Source organism: Streptomyces sp. NPDC001816 (assembly GCF_042892235.1).
GTDB lineage: Bacteria > Actinomycetota > Actinomycetes > Streptomycetales > Streptomycetaceae > Streptomyces.
This window is the reverse complement of sequence record NZ_JBIATY010000013.1, coordinates 146,037-163,537: the sequence shown is the minus strand read 5'-3', so window position 1 is coordinate 163,537 and position 17,501 is coordinate 146,037. Positions and strand designations below refer to the sequence as shown.

The following is a 17,501-nucleotide window of genomic DNA, read 5'->3' as shown; positions in this document are numbered from 1 at the left end:
CCCATCGGGGAACAGGAGGTGACACGCACTCACCGACGAATCAGGGGAGCCTTGTGAGCGGACCACCGCCGTCCACGGTACGGACGGAGGACGACGCGGATATCGTCGCGCAGTCGCTGGAACAGCCGGAGCTGTTCGCCCTGCTCTACGACCGCTACGCCCCCGACATCCACCGCTACGCGACTCGCCGCCTGGGCGACACCGCTGCCGACGACATCACCGCCGACACCTTCCTGGTCGCGTTCCGGATCCGGTCCCGCTACGACCGTACGCGTCCCAACGCGCGTCCCTGGCTGTACGGCATCGCCGGAAACCTCATCGGCAAGCAGCGCCGCGCCGAGGTACGGGCGCTCCGGGCGCTCGCCCGCACAGGCCACGACCCGGTCGCCGCGTCCTGGGGCGAGTCCTGGGTCGAGGACACCGACACCCGGATCGCGGCGCAGGGCCCCCTGGCCGGCGCCCTCGCCGGGCTGTCGGCGCCCGACCGGCACGTCCTGCTGCTCGTCGCCTGGGCCGAACTCACCTACCAGGAGGTCGCGGAGGCGTTGGACATACCGGTCGGCACGGTTCGCTCGCGGCTCAACCGGGCGCGACGCAAGGTACGTACGGCGCTCGGCGCCGATCCCGCATTCGTGACCGACGCGGCGGAGGTGGCGTAGCGATGGACGAGATGACCGAGGTGCGCGAGCTGCGCGCCCACGCACCGGTGCCCGACCGGGCCCGGCTCGCGCCGGGACGGGCGCGGCTCACCGAGGCCGCGCGGGCCGGGGAGCTGCGCCGCGCGTTGTGGCGACGGCGGGAGTTCGTGATCGTCGCGGTCGTGGCCGCGGTGACCGCCGTCGCCGTCACCGCCACCCTGCTGGTGGGCGGGAAGGGCACGGGACGCGAGGTGCGGCCCGCGGCCACGCCGGGCGTGCGCTTCAAGGGGGTGAGCGCCGCCGAGTTCCTGCGGCAGGCCGCCGACGCAGTCGAGGCACAGCCGGACGGCGCCGTTCCGACGGCGAAGCAGTGGATCTACACCAAGTCGGCGCAGGAGCCTTTGGACAAGTCCCGGAGCCTGCTGGGCGAGCAGGAGAGCTGGATCCGGTACGACGGCTCCGCCAGCGCCTCCCGGATGGGGGACGAACCGCTCGACATCACCAAGATGCACCTGGAGAACGGCGGTGAGGGCGACGACCGCTCGCCGCGCGAGATGTACCGGGTCCTCGTCGCCCTGCCGGCCGACGGCGAGGGGACGCTGAAGGCGCTCCGTGAGCAGAACGCCATCGCCGACAGCAAGGGAGTCTCCCAGGCAAAAAACGACTACGTCGAGATCAGCGTCCTGCTGTCGGCCGACGTGATGCCGGCCAAGGGCCTGGCCTCTCTCTACCGCGCCCTCGCGCTCCTGCCGGGCGGGAAGGTCACCGGCCACCTCGTCGAGACCGCAGCCGGAGGCCGGGCGATCGCCCTGGACTACGGCCGCGAGGAGAACCCCAAGACCGGTGAGTCGATGCATGACCAGTGGCTGATCGACCCGAAGACCTACCGGATCGTCGGCATGCGGCTGGTCGACGGCGGCAAGGTCCGCGGCGGCAATTCGGTCGTCACGACGGCTGTGGTGGACCGGGCGGGCGACCGCGGCTGACCACCTGCGATCCCGGGCGGCCCGCACCACAGGGGAGTGCGGGCCGCCCGTGTCCCGCCCCGGCGGGAGAGACACCGCAGAGACGATTCCGCCCGGCACCTGAGACGGCCCCCGTGCGGGTTCGCCCGCACGACCTCCCCCACGTTAGGTTTCCTACATGACCGACACTGCTTCCCGTACCACCGGCGCCGTCGCCGCCGGCCTCGCCACCCTCGCCTCCGACGGCACCGTTCTCGACACCTGGTTCCCGGCTCCCCGGCTCGTGGCGGAGCCCGGCCCGGCCGGCACCGAGCGGCTCTCCGCCGAGCAGGCCGCCGAGCTGCTCGGCAGCGGCGCCACCGCGGCGATCGGCCCGGACGCCCGCCGGGGCGTCGAGGTGGTCGCGGTCCGTACGGTCATCGCCTCCCTCGACGACAAGCCGCTCGACGCACACGACGTCTACCTGCGCCTGCACCTGCTCTCGCACCGGCTGGTCAAGCCGCACGGCCAGAACCTGGAGGGCATCTTCGGGCACCTCGCCAACGTCGCCTGGACCTCGCTCGGCCCGGTCGCCGTGGACGACGTCGAGAAGGTGCGGCTGAACGCCCGCGCCGAGGGCCTGCACCTCCAGGTCACCTCGATCGACAAGTTCCCGCGCATGACGGACTACGTCGCCCCGAAGGGTGTCCGCATCGCCGACGCCGACCGGGTCCGCCTCGGCGCGCACCTCGCCGAGGGCACCACGGTCATGCACGAGGGCTTCGTGAACTTCAACGCCGGCACGCTCGGCACCTCCATGGTCGAGGGCCGTATCTCCGCGGGTGTCGTGGTCGGCAACGGCTCGGACATCGGCGGCGGCGCCTCCACCATGGGCACGCTGTCCGGTGGCGGCAGCGTGATCATCTCCATCGGCGAGCGCTGCCTGATCGGCGCCGAGGCGGGTGTCGGCATCGCGCTCGGCGACGAGTGCGTGATCGAGGCCGGCCTGTACATCACCGCGGGTACCCGGGTGACGATGCCCGACGGCCAGATCGTCAAGGCCCGTGAGCTGAACGGCGCCTCCAACATCCTCTTCCGCCGCAACTCGGTCACCGGCGTCGTCGAGGCCCGTCCGAACAACGCGGTGTGGGGCGGTCTGAACGACATCCTGCACAGCCACAACTGACGCAGACGACACAGACGATCAACGGCGGCCGCATCTGCGGCCGCCGTTGCTGTTCGTACGTGTCCGTCACAGGCCCAGGGAGATGGCCAGCCGGGTCAGCTCGGCCGTGCTGTTGATGTTGAGCTTGGCCCGGATGCGGCGCAGGTAGGCGTCGACCGTGTGCTTGGAGAGTCCCATGTGGCGGGCGGTCTGCAGATAGGTGCGGCCGGCCGCGATGTGCCGCAGGGTCTCCCGCTCACGCGGAGCCAGCTCGGGGGCGGGGGCTTCGGCGATGGTGGTGGTGAGAGTGAGGCTCATGGGATTTCCTTCGGCGGGTCGACTCGGTCGTCGCTGCTCGCATCCTCGGAAGCGGTGGGCAAATGTCCGAATCTCGGCTTTTCGCCCTCTTTCTTCGAGTTTGGGATGGTGACGTCATGGCCGTGTCCGCCGACTGTCACAGCCGTGTCACGAGCCCGCCCAGAGCGTTTGCCAGCACCGTGAAGTCCTCCTCACGCAGTCCGAGCCGCGGATTGACGTGGTGCAACAGCGCAGGCCCGGGGTGGTGTGCCGCCGCGTAGGCGGTGTCCGCCGGACTCTGCTCGTCGTCCACCCAGACGAAGGGCCGCCCCGCCGCGTACGCCACGATCGCCGACATCTTCCAGTGGACCCCGTCCGGCCGCTCGGCGAACAGGTCCGCGCCGAAGTCGACGTACGGCAGCTCGGGCAGGCCGACGACCGGCGCGATCCAGCGGTTGGCCTCCGCCATCCAGGTCGTCGCCCAGCACAGGTCGTAGCCGAGCGACAGCAGTGCCGGGCCGTGGGACGGGTTGAGCCAGACCCGCAGGGGGCGGCCCGGGCGCAGGGACGCCCTGATCGTCGTGTAACCCTCGGGGCGGCGTTCCGGCTTGGCCGCGTACGGGTTGAGGGGGCCGTCGACGTCCAGGAACAGCAGGGGGCGGGTCATGGGAGCACCGTACGGCGGCGGGGCCGGGTGATCTTCTGAATTTTCTGTGGCGGGCAGGCATAGCGGCGGGTCGCCCCGCACGTCACATGGGGTACAGGGCCCGGACAGCAGGTCGGCCCGGCGGAAGAGAAGGTGACGATGGATGCCCAAGCGCAGGAGAGTTTTCGACAGTTCGTGGCCGGCAGGTCCTCGGCGCTGCTGAAGACGGCCGTCCTGCTGAGTGGCGGGGACCAGCACGCGGCCGAGGATCTGCTGCAGAACGCGCTGGTCAAGGCGGCCGGGCGATGGCAGCGGATCGACGAACCGGAGGCCTACGTCCGGCGGATCCTCTACCGGCAGCAGGTCAGCCGCTGGCGGCTGAAGTGGCGGCGCCGTGAGGTCACGGTCGCCGAGCTGCCGGAGGCCGCCGCGGCCCCGGACGCGTCCGGCACCGCCGAGCTGCGGCTCGTGCTGCGCACCGCCCTGTCCCGGCTCACCGCGCGCCAGCGCACCGTGCTGGTGCTGCGTTACTTCGAGGACCTGCCCGAGGCCGACGTGGCCCGGCTGCTCGGCTGCTCCGTCGGCACCGTACGGTCCACCACCCACCGCTCCCTGGCCCGGCTGCGCACCCTCGCGCCCGAGCTGGCCGCGCTCGGCCCGGACGGCAGCGACCAGCGGCCGCCCCGTGACTTCTCGCCCGTGGAGGTGCGTCCGTGAACGTCGAGGAACTGGTGCGCGACTCCCTGAAGGAGATGGCGGGACACACGCAGCCCGCGTCCGCGAACCTCGCCGACCGGGTGTTCGTGCTGCGCCGCAGGCGCCGTACCCGTCGGATCGCCGTGGTCGCCGCGTCCGCCGCGGCCGTGGTCGCCGTCGCCGTGGGCGTGCCGCTGCTCGACGGCGGCGGCCGGGACGTACGGCCCGCGGCCGTCTCCGACGGCCGGGTCGTGGCCCACCCCGACCAGTCGCCGCCGCGCGAGCTGATCGGCGCCGGCGACGCCGTCATGGCCGGGTACAGCACGACGAAGACCGTGAAGCTGCCGAACAAGGACTGGCTCTACGCCCAGCACTACCGGCTGCTGGATCCCGGGAGCGGCACCTACAAGAAGGACGACCGCTGGTCCTTCGTGACCGTCGCGCCGGGCGCGCGCACGGCCGCCGTGCTGGAGCGCGAGCTGCCCGCCGCCCGGGTGGGACTGCTCGACCTGGCCAGCGGCGAGGTCAAGCGGTGGATCCCGGTGCCGCAGGGCGCCGGCGGAGCCGCCTTCTCGCCGGACGGGACCAAGCTGGCCGTCACCACCTACGCCAAGAACCCCGACCGCGCCTTCTGGAGCGCCAAGGTCATGGTCAACGACACGATGGAGCCGCAGCGGGTGCCCAGCCGGACCGGGTTCACCCTGATCGACGTCGCCTCGGGCACGGGGCAGTGGCACAAGCTGCCCTTCAGGAAGGACAAATATGGGATGGGCGGCAACGCACGCGCGGATCTGGAGTTCAGTCACGACGGGAAGTACCTCTGGGAATCCCTGACCGAGAAGCCGTACCGCAAGTACCACGCCCTGGACGGCACGGACGTGCGGACGCCCGCTGTGGAGAAGTACGTGATGCCGTACGTCGAGGCCGGCCTCTCGCCCGACGGGAAGTACGCGGCGGGTGACTTCGCCGGGCAGGGCAACGAGATCGCCTCCGCCATCATCGACCCCGTCACCGGCAGGATGATCACCAAGGTTCCCGGTCAGCAGCTGCTGGCCTGGGCCGACGGCAAGCGGCTGATCGCCTGGGGCATCGGCGGCGACGGCAACGAGTTCCATCAGCGGCTGGTCCTCGTCGCCGTGGGCAGCGACAAGGTGCAGCCGCTCAGCGGCTTCCGCTCGCCGAAGTTCGAGGGCAGCGGCCGCTGGGAACCGCTGTTCACGACTCGCTGACCAGCTCCTCGTACCGCGCCAGCAGCCCGTCGGCCGTCTCCCGGCCGGCGGGCAGCAGTGGTGCCCGCACCGGGCCCGCGGGCAGGCCGAGTGCACCGAGGAGCGCCTTGGCGGTGACCGTGCCGGGCAGGCCCGCGCCCATCATCGCCTCGATCAACGGCGTGGCCCGCAGCTGGAGTTCGGTCGCGCGGGCCGTGTCGCCCGCGTCGAACGCGTCCAGGATGGCTGAGACATGGCCCGGTACGGCGTTGGCGACCGTGCTCACGCAGCCCGCCGCACCCACCGCGTACAGCGCGAGGACATGCTCGTCGCAGCCCGCGTAGTACGCCAACTCCGTGTGCGCCAGCACCTTCTGGGTGCCGAGGAAGTCGTAGGAGCAGTCCTTGACCGCCACGATCCGCGGGTGCGCGGCGAGGCGGATCATCGTCTCCGGCTCGATCCGGGTGCCCGTGCGGCCCGGGATGTCGTAGAGCATCACCGGCAGCCCGCTCGCGTCGGCGACCTGGCGGAAGTGCGCCTCCAGCGACTCCTGCGGCGGCCGGCTGTAGTACGGCGTCACCACCAGCACGCCGTCCGCGCCCGCCTTCTCGGCGCCGAGGGCCAGCTCGATCGTGTGTCGGGTGTCGGCGGTGCCGACGCCGGCGACCAGCGCGATCCCGTCGCCGACCGTCTCCCGCACGGCCGCGATCAGCTCCGCCTTCTCCGCGTCCGTGGTGGTCGGCGACTCGCCCGTGGTGCCGTTCAGCACCAGGCCGTCGCAGCCCTCGGCCACCAGTCGGCCGGCCAGCCGCCGCGCCCCCTCCACGTCGAGCGTGCCCGCCTCGGTGAACGGGGTGATCATCGCGCAGAGTGTGCGGCCGAAGGGCCGGCGTCGATTCGTCATGGGAGTAGTCTCGGCAGGGCGACGGTGAAGCTCTACTTAATTTTTCTTAGAAGTATTGCTAAGTGTTGCTGATGGATTGAGAGGGTGGGTGGTCGAAGGCCCTATGGGCAATTCGGTCCTTCATGCGTCACCATGGGCCGGGACGGTCATCGATGTCGGTCATGGGAGGCACCATGAAGCTCGGCAAGGCACTGGCCACCGGGGTCGCCGAAGAGCGGCCGCTCGTCCACGAGGAGGAGCCCCAGCTCCCCGAGGAAACCACCCTCAGCGCACCGGCCGAGCCGGCCCGCGAAGAGGTACCGGCGGCCCGATGAGGCTGCGGCTCCCGGCCGAACGCCCGACGGAGCCGCCGACCGGATACAAGATCGCCCGGCCGGTGCTGTCCCAGGACGGCACCCGGGCCGGGTTCACCGGCGTGTCGCTGGGCAGCGCGCTGCCGTACGGCGTGCTCGACGACGCCTCCTGCGTCTACGGGCGCAGACACCGGGCGCCCGCGCGCCTGTGCGACTGCGGCTTCCACTGCGTGCACGACCGCGCGGCCGCCGAGGCCCTGCTGTGCGCGGCGGAACACCGGGCGGCGGTCCTGCTGGAAGTCTCCGTGCTCGGCGCCTACATCCGCTTCGAGCGCGGCTTCCGCTACGCCCGCCAGCGGGTGCGCACGGCGACCGTCGGCCCCTGCGCCTGCGGTGCCACCGCGGTCGCGCTCGCCGTCGGCGACGAGTGGGGCAGGCCCGGCTGGCGGGGTCTCGCCCCCGTGTGCGCGGGCTGTGTACGGGGTCGTACGTCCGTCTCGCTCGCCGGATTCGCCCGGCTGGCCGGGGAGGGTCTGCGGGTGGTGGCGGGCGGTGCCGGTGAGCCGGCTCCGAACGCCGGGTTGACGGCCGACGGCGAGCTGGGCGTTCCCGAACTCGTCGCGGAGGCCGCCCTGTTGCAGGCCCGGCTCGACTGGTTCCAGACCCAACTCGCACGGCTCGGCGACCGCGGGGCCGGGGGAGCGGGGCACGACTGACGTTCTTCGGTGGGGGTACCCGGATGTGATCAGGGAAAGGGCACACCGATGAAGCACAGGATGATCCCGCACGGCTCGGGCGCCAAGGGCCCCGACGAGCTGCGGCACCAGTTCGAACAGACCCGCAGCCGGCTCGGCCACAGTGTCGCCCAGTGGAAGGACAGGGCCGACGTGAAGGGCCGGGCGTCCACCAGGGCCGCCGACCTCAAGGACAAGGCCGGCGCCATGACCGTCCAGCTGCGTACGAGCGCCGCCGCACACCCGCGCCCCCTGCTGATCGCGGGCGCGGCGGGCGCCGCCGCCCTGGCCACGGCAGGCGTGCTGCGCCGACGGCATCACTGACCGCGCCCCGGCTCGCGACGGCTCAAGGGTTCGCACACCCTCGCGCCGAAAACTCTGCCCTCCTGGACAAAAAAAGTTTTCGGTGCGAGGGTGGACGCATGCTGGACGTGACCGTGATCGAGGACCCCGAGGCGGCGGCCGTATCGCTCGACCCGATACGAGCCCGGCTGCTCGCCGAACTGGCCGCCGGACCCGCGTCGGCCGCGATGCTGGCCGGCAAGGTCGGACTGCCCCGGCAGAAGGTGAACTACCACCTCAAGGCGCTGGAGCGGCACGGCCTGGTCGAGCTGGCCGGGGAGCGCCGCAAGGGCAACGTCACCGAGCGGCTGATGCGCGCGACCGCCGCGTCGTACGTCATCTCGCCCACCGCGCTCGCCCCCGTGCAGCCGGACCCGGAGCGCTTCCGCGACCAGCTCTCCGCGCGCTGGCTGCTGGCGCTCGGCGCCCGCCTGGTGCGGGACGTCGGCGCGCTGATCACCGGCGCCGAAAGGGCCCGCAAGCGGCTGGCGACCTACGCCCTGGACGGCGAGGTCCGCTTCGCCTCCGCAGCCGACCGCGCGGCCTTCGTGCAGGAGCTGACGGCGGGCGTGAGCGCCCTGATCCGCAAGTACGACGCCCCCGACGCCGAGGGCGGCCGCGACCACCGGATCGTCGTCGCGCTCCACCCCACGGTCAAGGACCAGCCCACCCCCGAACCGGACCGGTAAGCAGCAGGAGCCCCATCATGTCCAAGGAATTCGAGATCGTCCGCGAGTTCGAGGTCGACGTCCCGCCCGAGAAGGTGTGGGAGGCGGTCACCACCGGAACCGGCGGCTACCTCTGGCCGATGGACCCGCCCGAGCCCCGGGTGGGCGGCAGCGGGCCCTTTGGGTCCACCGTCACCGCCTGGGATCCGCCCCACCGCTACACGAACCGCAGTGAGGACGTCGGCTTCCCGGTCCAGTCGGTCAACCAGCTCGACTACACGATCGAGCCCCGCGACGAGGGCCGCCGCGCCTGGGTGCGCTATGTGCACAGCGGCATCTTCACCGACGACTGGAACAACCAGTACGACGGCGCGAGCAAGCACACCAACTTCTACCTGCACACCCTGTGCGAGTACCTCACGCACTTCGCGCCCCGCCCGGTCACCTTCGCCCAGCTGGAGGGGCCCGCGGCCTCACAGTCCCCGCGGGCGCTCGCCGCCGTCGGCCACGCGCTCGGCCTGGCGGACGACACCTCCGCGGGCACGAAGGTCGGCGTCCAGGGGCCCGGCGGGCAGACCCTGGACGCCGTACTCGACTACCGCAACCCGTACTTCATCGGGCTGCGCACCGACAACGCCCTCATCCGCTTCTTCGGGCGCGGTCACTGGGGCGCGCCGCTCGGCATCAGCGTCCACGACTTCGCGCCGGACGCCGACGCCCAGGCGAACGAGACCGCCTGGCAGGACTGGCTGAACGGCGTGTTCGGCCAGTCCTGAGGTCCCCGGACCGGGTTACGGGCGGAACCGCAGCACCTGCGGGTCGTGGTCGGAGATCTGGTCGTTGAACTCCGAGTTGACGTGCACGGAGTCGTACTCGAAGTCGCAGCCGCGCCGGATCGAGGGGCTCACCAGGATCTGGTCCAGGACCTGCTGGTTGCCCTGGTAGTCGTAGGTGTAACGCTCGCTCTTCGGCAGCGACTTGATCGCCGACCACAGCTCGCCGTCGCCCTCGAGGATCTTCGCGGTCTCGGAGAACTCGAAGTCGTTCATGTCGCCGAGCGCGATGACGTTCGCGTTCTTCTGCACGGACAGGATGTCCTTGACGAAGGTGTTCACCTCGGTCGCCTGCGCGTGGCGCTGGATCTCCGAGCTGCGCACCGGCGGCTGGTACTGCGAGGTCAGACCCTGGTCGCCGCCCTTGGAGTTGAGGTGGTTGGCGATCACGAACACGGTCTTGCCACGGAAGACGAACTCGCCGGCCAGCGGCTTGCGGCTGCTGTTCCAGGCCGCGTTGGCCGGGTCGATCCGGCCCGGGGAGAGGGTCAGCTGCGCCTTGCCGTTCACCTTGGTGACGCCGACGGCGGTGGTGGAGTCGCCGCCCGCGCGGTCCACGAAGGACACGCGCTCCGGGTTGAACAGGAACACCTGGCGGATGTTGCCGCCCGGCTGGCCGCCGTCCTGGTCGCTGACCGGGTTGATCGAGCGCCAGTCGTACTTCGGGCCGCCCGCCGCGACGATCGCGTCGATCAGCTTGTTCACGGTCTCGCTCGCGTCGACCGTGCCGTCGTCCTTGGCGCCGTTGTTGTCCTGGATCTCCTCCAGGGACACGATGTCCGGCGACTGCAGGTTGTTCACGATCGCGGCGGCGTGCTTGTCGAAGGTGGCGTCCGACGGGTCGAGGTTCTCGACGTTGTAGGTCGCCACCGCCAGCTCGCGGCTCGACTGCTTCTGCGTGGTCTCGCGCTCCAGGCCGCCGCTCTCCAGCGTGCCGAGCTTGCTCGCGACCAGGGTGTAGCCGCCGAACTGGTTGAAGTCCAGCGGGCCCGTGGTGGTGCCCTCCAGGGTGTCGCCGACGTTCGCCTTCGGGAAGTCGGCGGTCGAGCCCAGCGACTGGATCTGCAGCCGGCCGGTGTTCTGGGACGCGTAGGAGCCGTAGACCGTGCCGCCGCGGCGGTTGCGGTGCTCCCACGGCTTCACCGTGACCCACAGCTCGCTGTACGGGTCGGTCGCGGTGACCACACGGGCGTCCTCGACCTGGAGGTTCATGCCCTCCAGGGACTCGTAGTAGTCCAGGGCGTACGCCGACGGGTCCAGGGCCAGACCGTTGATCGACCCCGCGGCGGCGGTGTCGCCCTGCGGGGCATACGCGTCCGGCACCGAGTCCTCGTCGACCACGACCGGCGCCGGGACCGCGTTGCCCGTGGAGACGGTGGTGATCGTCGGCTTGGTGATCTCCGTCAGCGACTGGTTGCCGGAGGAGGCACCGCCCGGGACGTACTCGGAGACCGTGCCGGTCACCGTGACCGAGTCGCCGACGGCGACCTTCGGCGCGGAGCTGGTGAAGACGAACACGCCCTCACTGGTGGCCGGGTTGTCGTCCGGGGTCGGGTCCTGGATCCAGAAACCCTTGGAGGAGCCATAGGCGCGGGTGGCCGTGACGATGCCGGGCACGTCCGTGACCTTCTGGCCCGCGAACGGCGATATCCGGGTCGTGCCCTGGACGTCGTGGATGCGCACCGAGTCGGCGTGCGCGGGCGAGGTGAGGACGACGGCCGACGCGGCGGAACAGACGGCGGCGACGGTGAGCGCGGCGAGGCGCGCGGAAGACCTGCTCGGCAAGGGAATCCCTCCGGGGGCGTACATGAGCGCCGGGACGAGGTGGTGACGGAAGCGTGCGGGCATGTAGCCCTGTGTGACACGCGTAGAGCCGAGTGAACAGTTGTCCCCCCAACTTCTACGCGCGTCAATCTCCTGCCTGCGCCCGGGAGTTGTCAAGGTTTCGGCCATGTACGAGATCTGACGGAGACATGAACCGGGCGGCATGGGTGGAAATCCGTCTAGGCTGAGCGGTCGAGTCCTTTCACGGCCCGAGGAGAACCAGCCGATGTCAGACAGCTCCCCCCTGCCGCCCGTACGGCTGCATCCCGAAGCGGAGCTGGCGCGCGCCGCGCTGTCCACGCCGTTGCTCTCCCGCGCCGCCCGCCTCGCCCGCTGGGCCGGACCCGACACCCGGGTGGACGCCGGCGGCGGACTGGTGGAGGAACAGCTTCCGGCCGCCGCCGAACTGCTCGGACTGAGCGGGGAGGACGCCGCCGCGTACGCGAGCGAGGCCTGGCGGGTGGCCGTGGACGCCGCACTGGTCGAGATCACCGACGAGGAAGCCGGGACCGTGGCGGCCGGGGAGGAGCTGGCGCTGCTCACCGGCGGCTCCCCGCAGGACGTGCTCACCGTCTGGCTCTCCGCCCTGGAGACCGTCGTCGCGGACGCGAGCGTGCCCGACCTGGACGATCTGGTCGACGCGATGGACGAGGGCGGCGAGGTCGATTTCTCGTCACTCGACTGGGACCCGGAGGCCGAGGCGGAGTTCCTCGACGGCGTCCTCGGCAACCTCTACCTGCTGACCGTCAGTGAGGACGGCTCCGGCGACGCTCCGGTGCCGCTGCCCGCCCTCGCCGCCTCGATGATCCTCCCCAGCGACATGGGCGAGCCCACCAACGACGTCCTGGAACAGGTCTCCGACGCGATGATGCGCCTCGACGACCAGTTCCGGATGCTGGAGCCGGTCGGTCTGGTGGAGTACCAGCCGGTGGACGAGGCGCTGATGGCGGACATCGAGGGCGCTGCGGAAGAGTCCGCGGCGCCGGTGGACGACACCGACGTCTCCCGCTACGGCATGGTCCGGCTGACCCCGCTCGGCGCCTACGGGCTGCGGGCGCGGCTGCTGGACGCCGGGTTCGAGGCGCCCGCGGTCGGTGAACTCGCCGACAAGGGCGCCGACGTGCTGCTCGACGGCACCGCCCGCTTCGGGCAGTCCGCCGCCCAAGCTGAGACCGAGCAGTGGGTGGCCCGGCGGGAACCGCTCGCCGCGGCACGGGAGTTGCTGGCCGCGGCGCGGGGTGCCGACGCCGGGGCGCCGCTGCGCAGGCTGCGCTGCCAGCAGGCGCTGTCCCTCGTCGGCCTGGAGGCCGAGGCCGCGCTGCGGGAGGTGCTGGACGACCCCGAGCTGGGCGGGCTCGCCCGGGTGTGGCTGAGCGAGCGCGGCGCCTCCGACGTGCCCGCGCCCTCGCAGGAGCTGGTGTTCTGGCTGACCGTCGACACGCTGGCCGCGCAGCTCCAGGCCGAGGGGAACTCCGAGGAACTGCGGGCGCTGGTGGAGGGGCTCGCCGAACAGCACAGCGGGTTCTTCGCGGCGGCCTGGCGGGTGGAGCACCCCGCCACCGCGGACGTGCTGGAGGCGATGGGACGGCTGCACCCGGACAAGAAGGTGGCGAAGGAAGCGCGCAAGGCCGCCTTCAAGGCGCGGTCGGCGCAAGGGGGTTGAGCGGCCCCGCCGATCGCGGACGGTTCGGCACGGCCTGATGGCGATGGCGACGGCGGGGCGACGGCGACGGTGACGGTGATGGCGATGGCGACGGTGATGGCGACGGCGTGACCGATCGCCGTTTCGCCGTTTCGCCGTTACGGCGGGGAAGAGCTGGTGACGCCGGGGAAGAGCTGGTGACGCCCGGGAAGAACATGGCCGGCGTTTTGGGCGGCCATGGCTCTGTGTATACGGATTCATGGAACAGGGGTCTCTGAAGTAGCCGGGTGTTCAACCGCCGTTCAAAAGGTGGCGCGAGTGTGAGCGCCGCAACGAGGTCGCCACCCTCCACCCGGCACGCCCACCGTCACAGGAGACACCATGTCGCTCAGCCGCAGGGACTTCGCCAGGAAATCCGCGATCACCGGTGCCGGAGTCGCGCTGGCGGGCAGCGTCGGCGCCCTGGCCACCGCCCCGAACGCCCTCGCCGCCACGGACGACGTCGAGACCGTGGACGGCGCGTCGGCGCACGGGCACCACGGCGTCGGCTACGGCCCGCTGGTCCCGGACCCGGACGGCATCCTCGCGCTGCCCGAGGGCTTCACGTACCGGGTCATCACCTACAGCGGCAGGACCAAGCTGGAGTCGGGTGAGTTCACCCCGTCCAACCACGACGGCACCTCCACCTTCGAGGGCCCCCGCGGCGCCACCCTCCTCGTCAACAACCACGAGCTGAAGGGCCCGCGCGCCAACTGGAAGTACCCGGTCCCGCTCACCGAGGGCCTCGTCTACGACCCCGCCGCCTCCGGTGGCTGCACGGTCGTTGAGGTGCGCCGCGACCACGTCGCCGAGTGGGTCGGCATCGCCGGCACCTCCACCAACTGCGCGGGCGGCAACACCCCGTGGGGCACCTGGCTGACCTGCGAGGAGACCGAGGACAAGGCCGGCCAGAACGGCATGACCAAGGACCACGGCTACGTCTTCGAGGTCGACCCCGAGGACCGCCGGGCCAACCGCGACCCCAAGCCCGTCAAGGCGCTCGGCCGCTACGCCCACGAGGCCGTCGTCGTCGATCCCAAGCGCGGCCACCTGTACCTCACCGAGGACGCGGCCGGCCCCAACGGCCTGTTCTACCGCTGGACCCCGCCGGAGGGCTACCGCCACGGCCGCGGCAAGCTGCGCACCCTCGCCGACGACGCGGGCGTCCTGCAGGCCTTCAAGTGCTTCGACTCCGGCGGCAAGTTCGTCGACGACCTCTCCCGCGCGACGAAGATCGGCACTGTCTACGGCGTCGACTGGGTGGACGTCCCGGACCGCGACGCGAAGACGACCTCCGTCCGCAAGCAGTTCACCGAGGGCCAGGTCACCCGCGCCCGCAAGCTCGAGGGCATGTGGTGGGGTGACGGCGGCACCTATGTCGTCTCCTCCTTCGCCCGGACCGAGAGCCCCGTCCAGCACGACGGCGCCGTCTGGTTCTACGACCCCAAGCGCCGCACCCTGACCCTCAAGGTCCTCCTCGGCGTCAACGCCGACCCGTCCGCCGACAACGGCAACTTCGACGGCCCGGACAACATCACCGTCTCCCCGTACGGCGGCCTGGTCATCGCCGAGGACGGCGAGGGCATCCAGCACCTGTTCGGCGCCACCGAGAGCGGCCGCACCTACCCGATCGCCCGCAACGACCTGAACATCGGCACCGCGGAGAAGCCCGAGTACAGCGAGTTCACCGGCGTCACCTTCTCGCCCGACGGCCGCACCCTGTTCGCCAACATCCAGGAGCCCGGCATCATGGTCGCCATCACGGGGCCCTGGAAGCGGCAGAAGTGCGCCTGACGTCCGCGCGGTAATTAATTCGCTCGCTCGTCCCGCGGCTCCCCTCCTAGAGTGATCCTCGTCCAGGTGCGACAGGCAGGACCTACTTCCACTCTTAATGGGGAGGCCGCGGGTTCGAGTCCCGCCACCGGCTCCACGGGCCGGTGTAGCTCAGAGGCAGAGCACCAACCGTCGGTTCCGCCGACCTCGATCTCTGGACACCGAAAACTTCATGCACCTCCCGGTGCGCAGGCTGCGGTTACTTCTTTTGCAAAGAGAATCCACGACCGCCGCCGAATTGATCTCGGGAGGCGCAGCACATGGTGGGTGTCCGGTGCGCAGGCAGCGGTTACTTCATTGGATCGGGCGGTTGCGGGTTCGAGTCCCGTCATCGACTTCGGGTCGGTGTAGCTCAATTGGGTAGAGCACCTGGACAAGTCCGTCGTCGACCCCTGATCTCGGACACCTTCCATCTGCTGCGCCTCCCTCCGAAACGGAAACGAATTCGGGGGAATTCACCATGGCGCGATTCAACACGCGTGCCGCCAAGGCGCAGCTGAAGTCGGCGGTGACGTCGACGGGCCGCATCCTGCGGACCTACGAGGGCGGCCGGGGCCAGGAGCGCGATCCGCGATCCGAGCTTTTCCTTCTCGCGGTCTCCAACTTCGTCTCGCAGGACACCTTCTACGAGAGCGGCGCCGACCGCGACGACCGGTTCACCCGCCTCCTCCGCGACCTCGCCGTCAGCGACCCGGAGTGGACGGCCGGACTGCTCGGCTGGCTGCGCGGTGAGGGCAACATGCGGACGGCCTCGATCGTGGGCGCCGCCGAGTACGTGCACGCCCGGCTGACCGCGGGCGCCACCGACGGCCCGTCCAACCGGCAGGTCGTGGCATCCGTACTGCAGCGCCCGGACGAGCCCGGCGAGCTGCTCGCGTACTGGACGGCGACGTACGGCCGCGCCGTCCCCAAGCCGGTCAAGCGCGGTGTCGCCGACGCCGTACGACGGCTGTACCACGCCAAGTCGCTGCTCAAGTACGACACCGCGTCCAAGGGCTACCGCTTCGCCGACATCCTCAACCTGGTGCACGCGTCGCCGGACGCGGACAAGCCGTGGCAGGGCGACCTGTTCCGGTACGCGCTCGACCGGCGGCACAACCCGGACACCGCCGTGCCGCCCGCGTCGAGCCCGGTGCTCACCGCGCACCGCGAGCTGATGGCGCTGCCCGTCGAGCAGCGGCGGGCGGTCGTCACCGCGCCCGGCGGCGCCGAGCGGCTGGCGGCGGCCGGTATCACCTGGGAGGCGCTGGCCGGCTGGCTGCAGGGCCCGATGGACAAGGCGGCCTGGGAGGCCGTGATCCCGTCCATGGGCACGATGGCGCTGGTCCGCAACCTGCGGAACTTCGACGGGGCGGGGGTCTCGGACGAGGTCGCCGCCCAGGTCGCGGCGAAGATCAGCGACCCGCAGCAGGTGGCTCGTTCGCGGCAGTTCCCCTTCCGCTACCTGGCCGCCTACCGGCACGCGCCCTCGCTGCGCTGGGCGTACCCGCTGGAGCAGGCGCTCGGTCACTCGCTGGCCAACGTGCCCGCGCTGCCGGGCCGGACGCTGGTGCTGGTCGACCGGTCGGCCTCGATGTTCTGGTCGACGGTGTCCGAGCGCGCCCAGCTCACCCGGGCCGACGCGGCGGCGATCTTCGGCACCGCGCTCGCGCTGCGGGCGGCGGACGCCGACCTGGTCGAGTTCGGCTCGACCAGCGCGAAGGTGGAGTTCCGCAAGGGCGAGTCGGTGCTGAAGATCCTGGAGCGCTTCGGCAACCTCGGCGGCACCGACACCACGGAGGCGGTGCGCCGGCACTACAAGAAGCACGACCGGGTGCTGATCGTCACCGACGAGCAGTACTCCCCGCACCAGCAGGGTGACCCGACCGCCCAGATCCCGTCCCGTGTCCCGGTCTACACCTGGAACCTGGAGGGCTACCGGGCGGGCCACGGGCCGTCGGGCACGGACAACAGGCACACCTTCGGCGGCCTTTCGGACTCGGCCTTCCGGATGGTGTCCCTGCTGGAGGACGCTCGTGACTCCCGCTGGCCGTGGCAGGCCTGACCGGCGGCCGGTTCTGATGGTGGCCCGCACTCCCACCGGGGGTGCGGGCCACACCCTTGCCTGCTCCCGCACTGATATCTAACATTTCAGTTCGTGGAGACGCTACGACCCGTTCCCCGCACCCTGCTCCGGGACCGCGCCTACGCGGCGATCCGGGACGCCATCGTGGCCGGGGAGATCGAGCCCGGCGCGGTGGTGCGCGACGCCGACCTCGCCGAGCAGCTGGGGCTGTCCCGGGCGCCGGTGCGCGAGGCCTTCGCGCGGCTCGTGGACGAGGGGCTGCTGGAGAGCAAGCCGCAGAGCTACACCCGGGTCACCCCGCTCGTCGCCGCCGACGTACGGGACGCGGCGGCGGTGGTCGGTGCCCTGCACGAACTGGTCACCCGGGTCGCCGTACCCCGGCTGAGCCCGGCGGACCTCGACCGGATGCGCGCGGCGGGCGACCGGTTCGCCACCGCCGTGGGCACCGGTGACGTGGACGAGGCCCTGCGTGCCGACGACGAGTTGCACGACGTCCTGGTCCGGGTGAGCGGCAACCGCGCCGCCGCCGCGACCGTCGCCCGCTACACCCCGCTCATCCGCCGCCTGGAGCGGCAGCGCTTCGGCGAGGGCGGCTCGTGCCGCTCGACCGGGCTGCACGAGCGGCTGATCGAGGCCTGCGCCGACGGTGACGTGGACGGCGCGGTCCGGGTCACGGCGGACATCTGGCGTACCCTCGCAGACCTGGCCGACCCCGACTGAACCTGGAGGT

18 protein-coding genes are annotated in these 17,501 nt (G+C 71.3%); 14 read left to right on the top strand and 4 right to left on the bottom strand.

Translation table 11 applies throughout. The features are described 5' to 3' along the window. Positions 1-53 precede the first annotated feature (53 nt). From ACFYZZ_RS36145 to dapD, 3 genes are all read left to right on the top strand, one after another. Complete coding sequence (locus tag ACFYZZ_RS36145; RefSeq protein WP_389185451.1) at positions 54-659, top strand: RNA polymerase sigma factor; 606 nt, start codon at positions 54-56, stop codon at positions 657-659. A gap of 2 nt (positions 660-661) precedes the next feature. Continuing rightward, the gene (locus ACFYZZ_RS36140; RefSeq protein WP_389185448.1) at positions 662-1,624 is read left to right on the top strand and encodes a CU044_5270 family protein; all 963 of its coding nucleotides are present in this window, start codon (positions 662-664) and stop codon (positions 1,622-1,624) included. Positions 1,625-1,781: 157 nt separating this feature from the next. Next, entirely contained in the window at positions 1,782-2,768 is a 987-nt protein-coding gene (gene dapD, locus ACFYZZ_RS36135; RefSeq protein WP_389185445.1) for a 2,3,4,5-tetrahydropyridine-2,6-dicarboxylate N-succinyltransferase, read from the top strand. Positions 2,769-2,834: 66 nt separating this feature from the next. On the opposite strand, the gene ACFYZZ_RS36130 is transcribed toward dapD, so the two are convergent. Continuing rightward, positions 2,835-3,065: a response regulator transcription factor gene (locus ACFYZZ_RS36130; RefSeq protein WP_386574049.1), complete on the bottom strand. Its 231-nt coding sequence runs from the start codon at positions 3,063-3,065 to the stop codon at positions 2,835-2,837. A gap of 136 nt (positions 3,066-3,201) precedes the next feature. Beyond that, a complete protein-coding gene (locus tag ACFYZZ_RS36125) occupies positions 3,202-3,711 on the bottom strand; it encodes a hypothetical protein (protein WP_389185442.1) in 510 nt (169 codons plus the stop codon). 138 nt (positions 3,712-3,849) lie between these two features. Here ACFYZZ_RS36125 and ACFYZZ_RS36120 point away from each other — a divergent pair, with 138 nt between their 5' ends. Then, entirely contained in the window at positions 3,850-4,407 is a 558-nt protein-coding gene (locus ACFYZZ_RS36120) for a SigE family RNA polymerase sigma factor (RefSeq protein ID WP_389185439.1), read from the top strand. After that, entirely contained in the window at positions 4,404-5,615 is a 1,212-nt protein-coding gene (locus tag ACFYZZ_RS36115) for a WD40 repeat domain-containing protein (RefSeq protein WP_389185436.1), read from the top strand. Before ACFYZZ_RS36120 ends, ACFYZZ_RS36115 begins: the two co-directional genes overlap by 4 nt. Here ACFYZZ_RS36115 and dapA read toward each other — a convergent pair. Next, entirely contained in the window at positions 5,602-6,498 is an 897-nt protein-coding gene (gene dapA / locus ACFYZZ_RS36110) for a 4-hydroxy-tetrahydrodipicolinate synthase (RefSeq protein ID WP_389185433.1), read from the bottom strand. The genes ACFYZZ_RS36115 and dapA overlap by 14 nt on opposite strands. Positions 6,499-6,659: 161 nt before the next feature. Here dapA and ACFYZZ_RS36105 point away from each other — a divergent pair, with 161 nt between their 5' ends. From ACFYZZ_RS36105 to ACFYZZ_RS36085, 5 genes are all read left to right on the top strand, one after another. Continuing rightward, the gene (locus ACFYZZ_RS36105) at positions 6,660-6,812 is read left to right on the top strand and encodes a hypothetical protein (RefSeq protein ID WP_389185779.1); all 153 of its coding nucleotides are present in this window, start codon (positions 6,660-6,662) and stop codon (positions 6,810-6,812) included. After that, positions 6,809-7,507, top strand: coding sequence for a hypothetical protein (locus tag ACFYZZ_RS36100; RefSeq protein ID WP_389185430.1), 699 nt, complete (start codon positions 6,809-6,811; stop codon positions 7,505-7,507). The genes ACFYZZ_RS36105 and ACFYZZ_RS36100 overlap by 4 nt, the downstream gene beginning before the upstream one ends. A 48-nt stretch (positions 7,508-7,555) precedes the next feature. Beyond that, the gene (locus tag ACFYZZ_RS36095) at positions 7,556-7,849 is read left to right on the top strand and encodes a DUF3618 domain-containing protein (protein ID WP_389185427.1); all 294 of its coding nucleotides are present in this window, start codon (positions 7,556-7,558) and stop codon (positions 7,847-7,849) included. 98 nt (positions 7,850-7,947) lie between these two features. Next, entirely contained in the window at positions 7,948-8,556 is a 609-nt protein-coding gene (locus tag ACFYZZ_RS36090) for an ArsR/SmtB family transcription factor (RefSeq protein WP_389185424.1), read from the top strand. A gap of 17 nt (positions 8,557-8,573) precedes the next feature. Then, the gene (locus ACFYZZ_RS36085; RefSeq protein WP_389185421.1) at positions 8,574-9,311 is read left to right on the top strand and encodes an SRPBCC domain-containing protein; all 738 of its coding nucleotides are present in this window, start codon (positions 8,574-8,576) and stop codon (positions 9,309-9,311) included. A gap of 15 nt (positions 9,312-9,326) precedes the next feature. Here the strand turns inward: ACFYZZ_RS36085 and ACFYZZ_RS36080 are convergent, their stop codons facing one another. Then, the gene (locus tag ACFYZZ_RS36080) at positions 9,327-11,153 is read right to left on the bottom strand and encodes an endonuclease/exonuclease/phosphatase family protein (RefSeq protein WP_389185759.1); all 1,827 of its coding nucleotides are present in this window, start codon (positions 11,151-11,153) and stop codon (positions 9,327-9,329) included. A gap of 265 nt (positions 11,154-11,418) precedes the next feature. On the opposite strand from ACFYZZ_RS36080, the gene ACFYZZ_RS36075 reads away from it, so the two are divergent. The 4 genes from ACFYZZ_RS36075 (at position 11,419) to ACFYZZ_RS36060 (ending at position 17,491) form a co-directional block, all read left to right on the top strand. After that, positions 11,419-12,855 carry a hypothetical protein gene (locus tag ACFYZZ_RS36075; protein WP_389185418.1) on the top strand — a complete coding sequence of 479 codons (1,437 nt, stop codon included), beginning with the start codon at positions 11,419-11,421 and terminating at the stop codon, positions 12,853-12,855. 360 nt (positions 12,856-13,215) lie between these two features. Next, positions 13,216-14,667, top strand: coding sequence for an alkaline phosphatase PhoX (locus tag ACFYZZ_RS36070; protein ID WP_389185415.1), 1,452 nt, complete (start codon positions 13,216-13,218; stop codon positions 14,665-14,667). A 499-nt stretch (positions 14,668-15,166) separates the two neighbouring features. Beyond that, entirely contained in the window at positions 15,167-16,750 is a 1,584-nt protein-coding gene (locus ACFYZZ_RS36065) for a TROVE domain-containing protein (protein ID WP_389185412.1), read from the top strand. Between the two features lie 93 nt (positions 16,751-16,843). Then, on the top strand, positions 16,844-17,491 hold the full coding sequence (locus tag ACFYZZ_RS36060) for a GntR family transcriptional regulator (protein ID WP_389185409.1): 648 nt from the start codon (positions 16,844-16,846) through the stop codon (positions 17,489-17,491). The last annotated feature ends 10 nt before the right edge of the window (positions 17,492-17,501 follow it).

Bases quoted from the DNA above. Each gene is read 5' to 3' on its own strand.
- ACFYZZ_RS36140 (WP_389185448.1), top strand. From the start codon at position 662: ATGGACGAGATGACCGAGGTGCGCGAGCTGCGCGCCCACGCACCGGTG.
- dapD (WP_389185445.1), top strand. From the start codon at position 1,782: ATGACCGACACTGCTTCCCGTACCACCGGCGCCGTCGCCGCCGGCCTC.
- ACFYZZ_RS36130 (WP_386574049.1), bottom strand. From the start codon at position 3,065: ATGAGCCTCACTCTCACCACCACCATCGCCGAAGCCCCCGCCCCCGAG.
- ACFYZZ_RS36125 (WP_389185442.1), bottom strand. From the start codon at position 3,711: ATGACCCGCCCCCTGCTGTTCCTGGACGTCGACGGCCCCCTCAACCCG.
- ACFYZZ_RS36120 (WP_389185439.1), top strand. From the start codon at position 3,850: ATGGATGCCCAAGCGCAGGAGAGTTTTCGACAGTTCGTGGCCGGCAGG.
- dapA (WP_389185433.1), bottom strand. From the start codon at position 6,498: ATGACGAATCGACGCCGGCCCTTCGGCCGCACACTCTGCGCGATGATC.
- ACFYZZ_RS36105 (WP_389185779.1), top strand. From the start codon at position 6,660: ATGGGAGGCACCATGAAGCTCGGCAAGGCACTGGCCACCGGGGTCGCC.
- ACFYZZ_RS36100 (WP_389185430.1), top strand. From the start codon at position 6,809: ATGAGGCTGCGGCTCCCGGCCGAACGCCCGACGGAGCCGCCGACCGGA.
- ACFYZZ_RS36095 (WP_389185427.1), top strand. From the start codon at position 7,556: ATGAAGCACAGGATGATCCCGCACGGCTCGGGCGCCAAGGGCCCCGAC.
- ACFYZZ_RS36090 (WP_389185424.1), top strand. From the start codon at position 7,948: ATGCTGGACGTGACCGTGATCGAGGACCCCGAGGCGGCGGCCGTATCG.
- ACFYZZ_RS36085 (WP_389185421.1), top strand. From the start codon at position 8,574: ATGTCCAAGGAATTCGAGATCGTCCGCGAGTTCGAGGTCGACGTCCCG.
- ACFYZZ_RS36075 (WP_389185418.1), top strand. From the start codon at position 11,419: ATGTCAGACAGCTCCCCCCTGCCGCCCGTACGGCTGCATCCCGAAGCG.
- ACFYZZ_RS36070 (WP_389185415.1), top strand. From the start codon at position 13,216: ATGTCGCTCAGCCGCAGGGACTTCGCCAGGAAATCCGCGATCACCGGT.
- ACFYZZ_RS36065 (WP_389185412.1), top strand. From the start codon at position 15,167: ATGGCGCGATTCAACACGCGTGCCGCCAAGGCGCAGCTGAAGTCGGCG.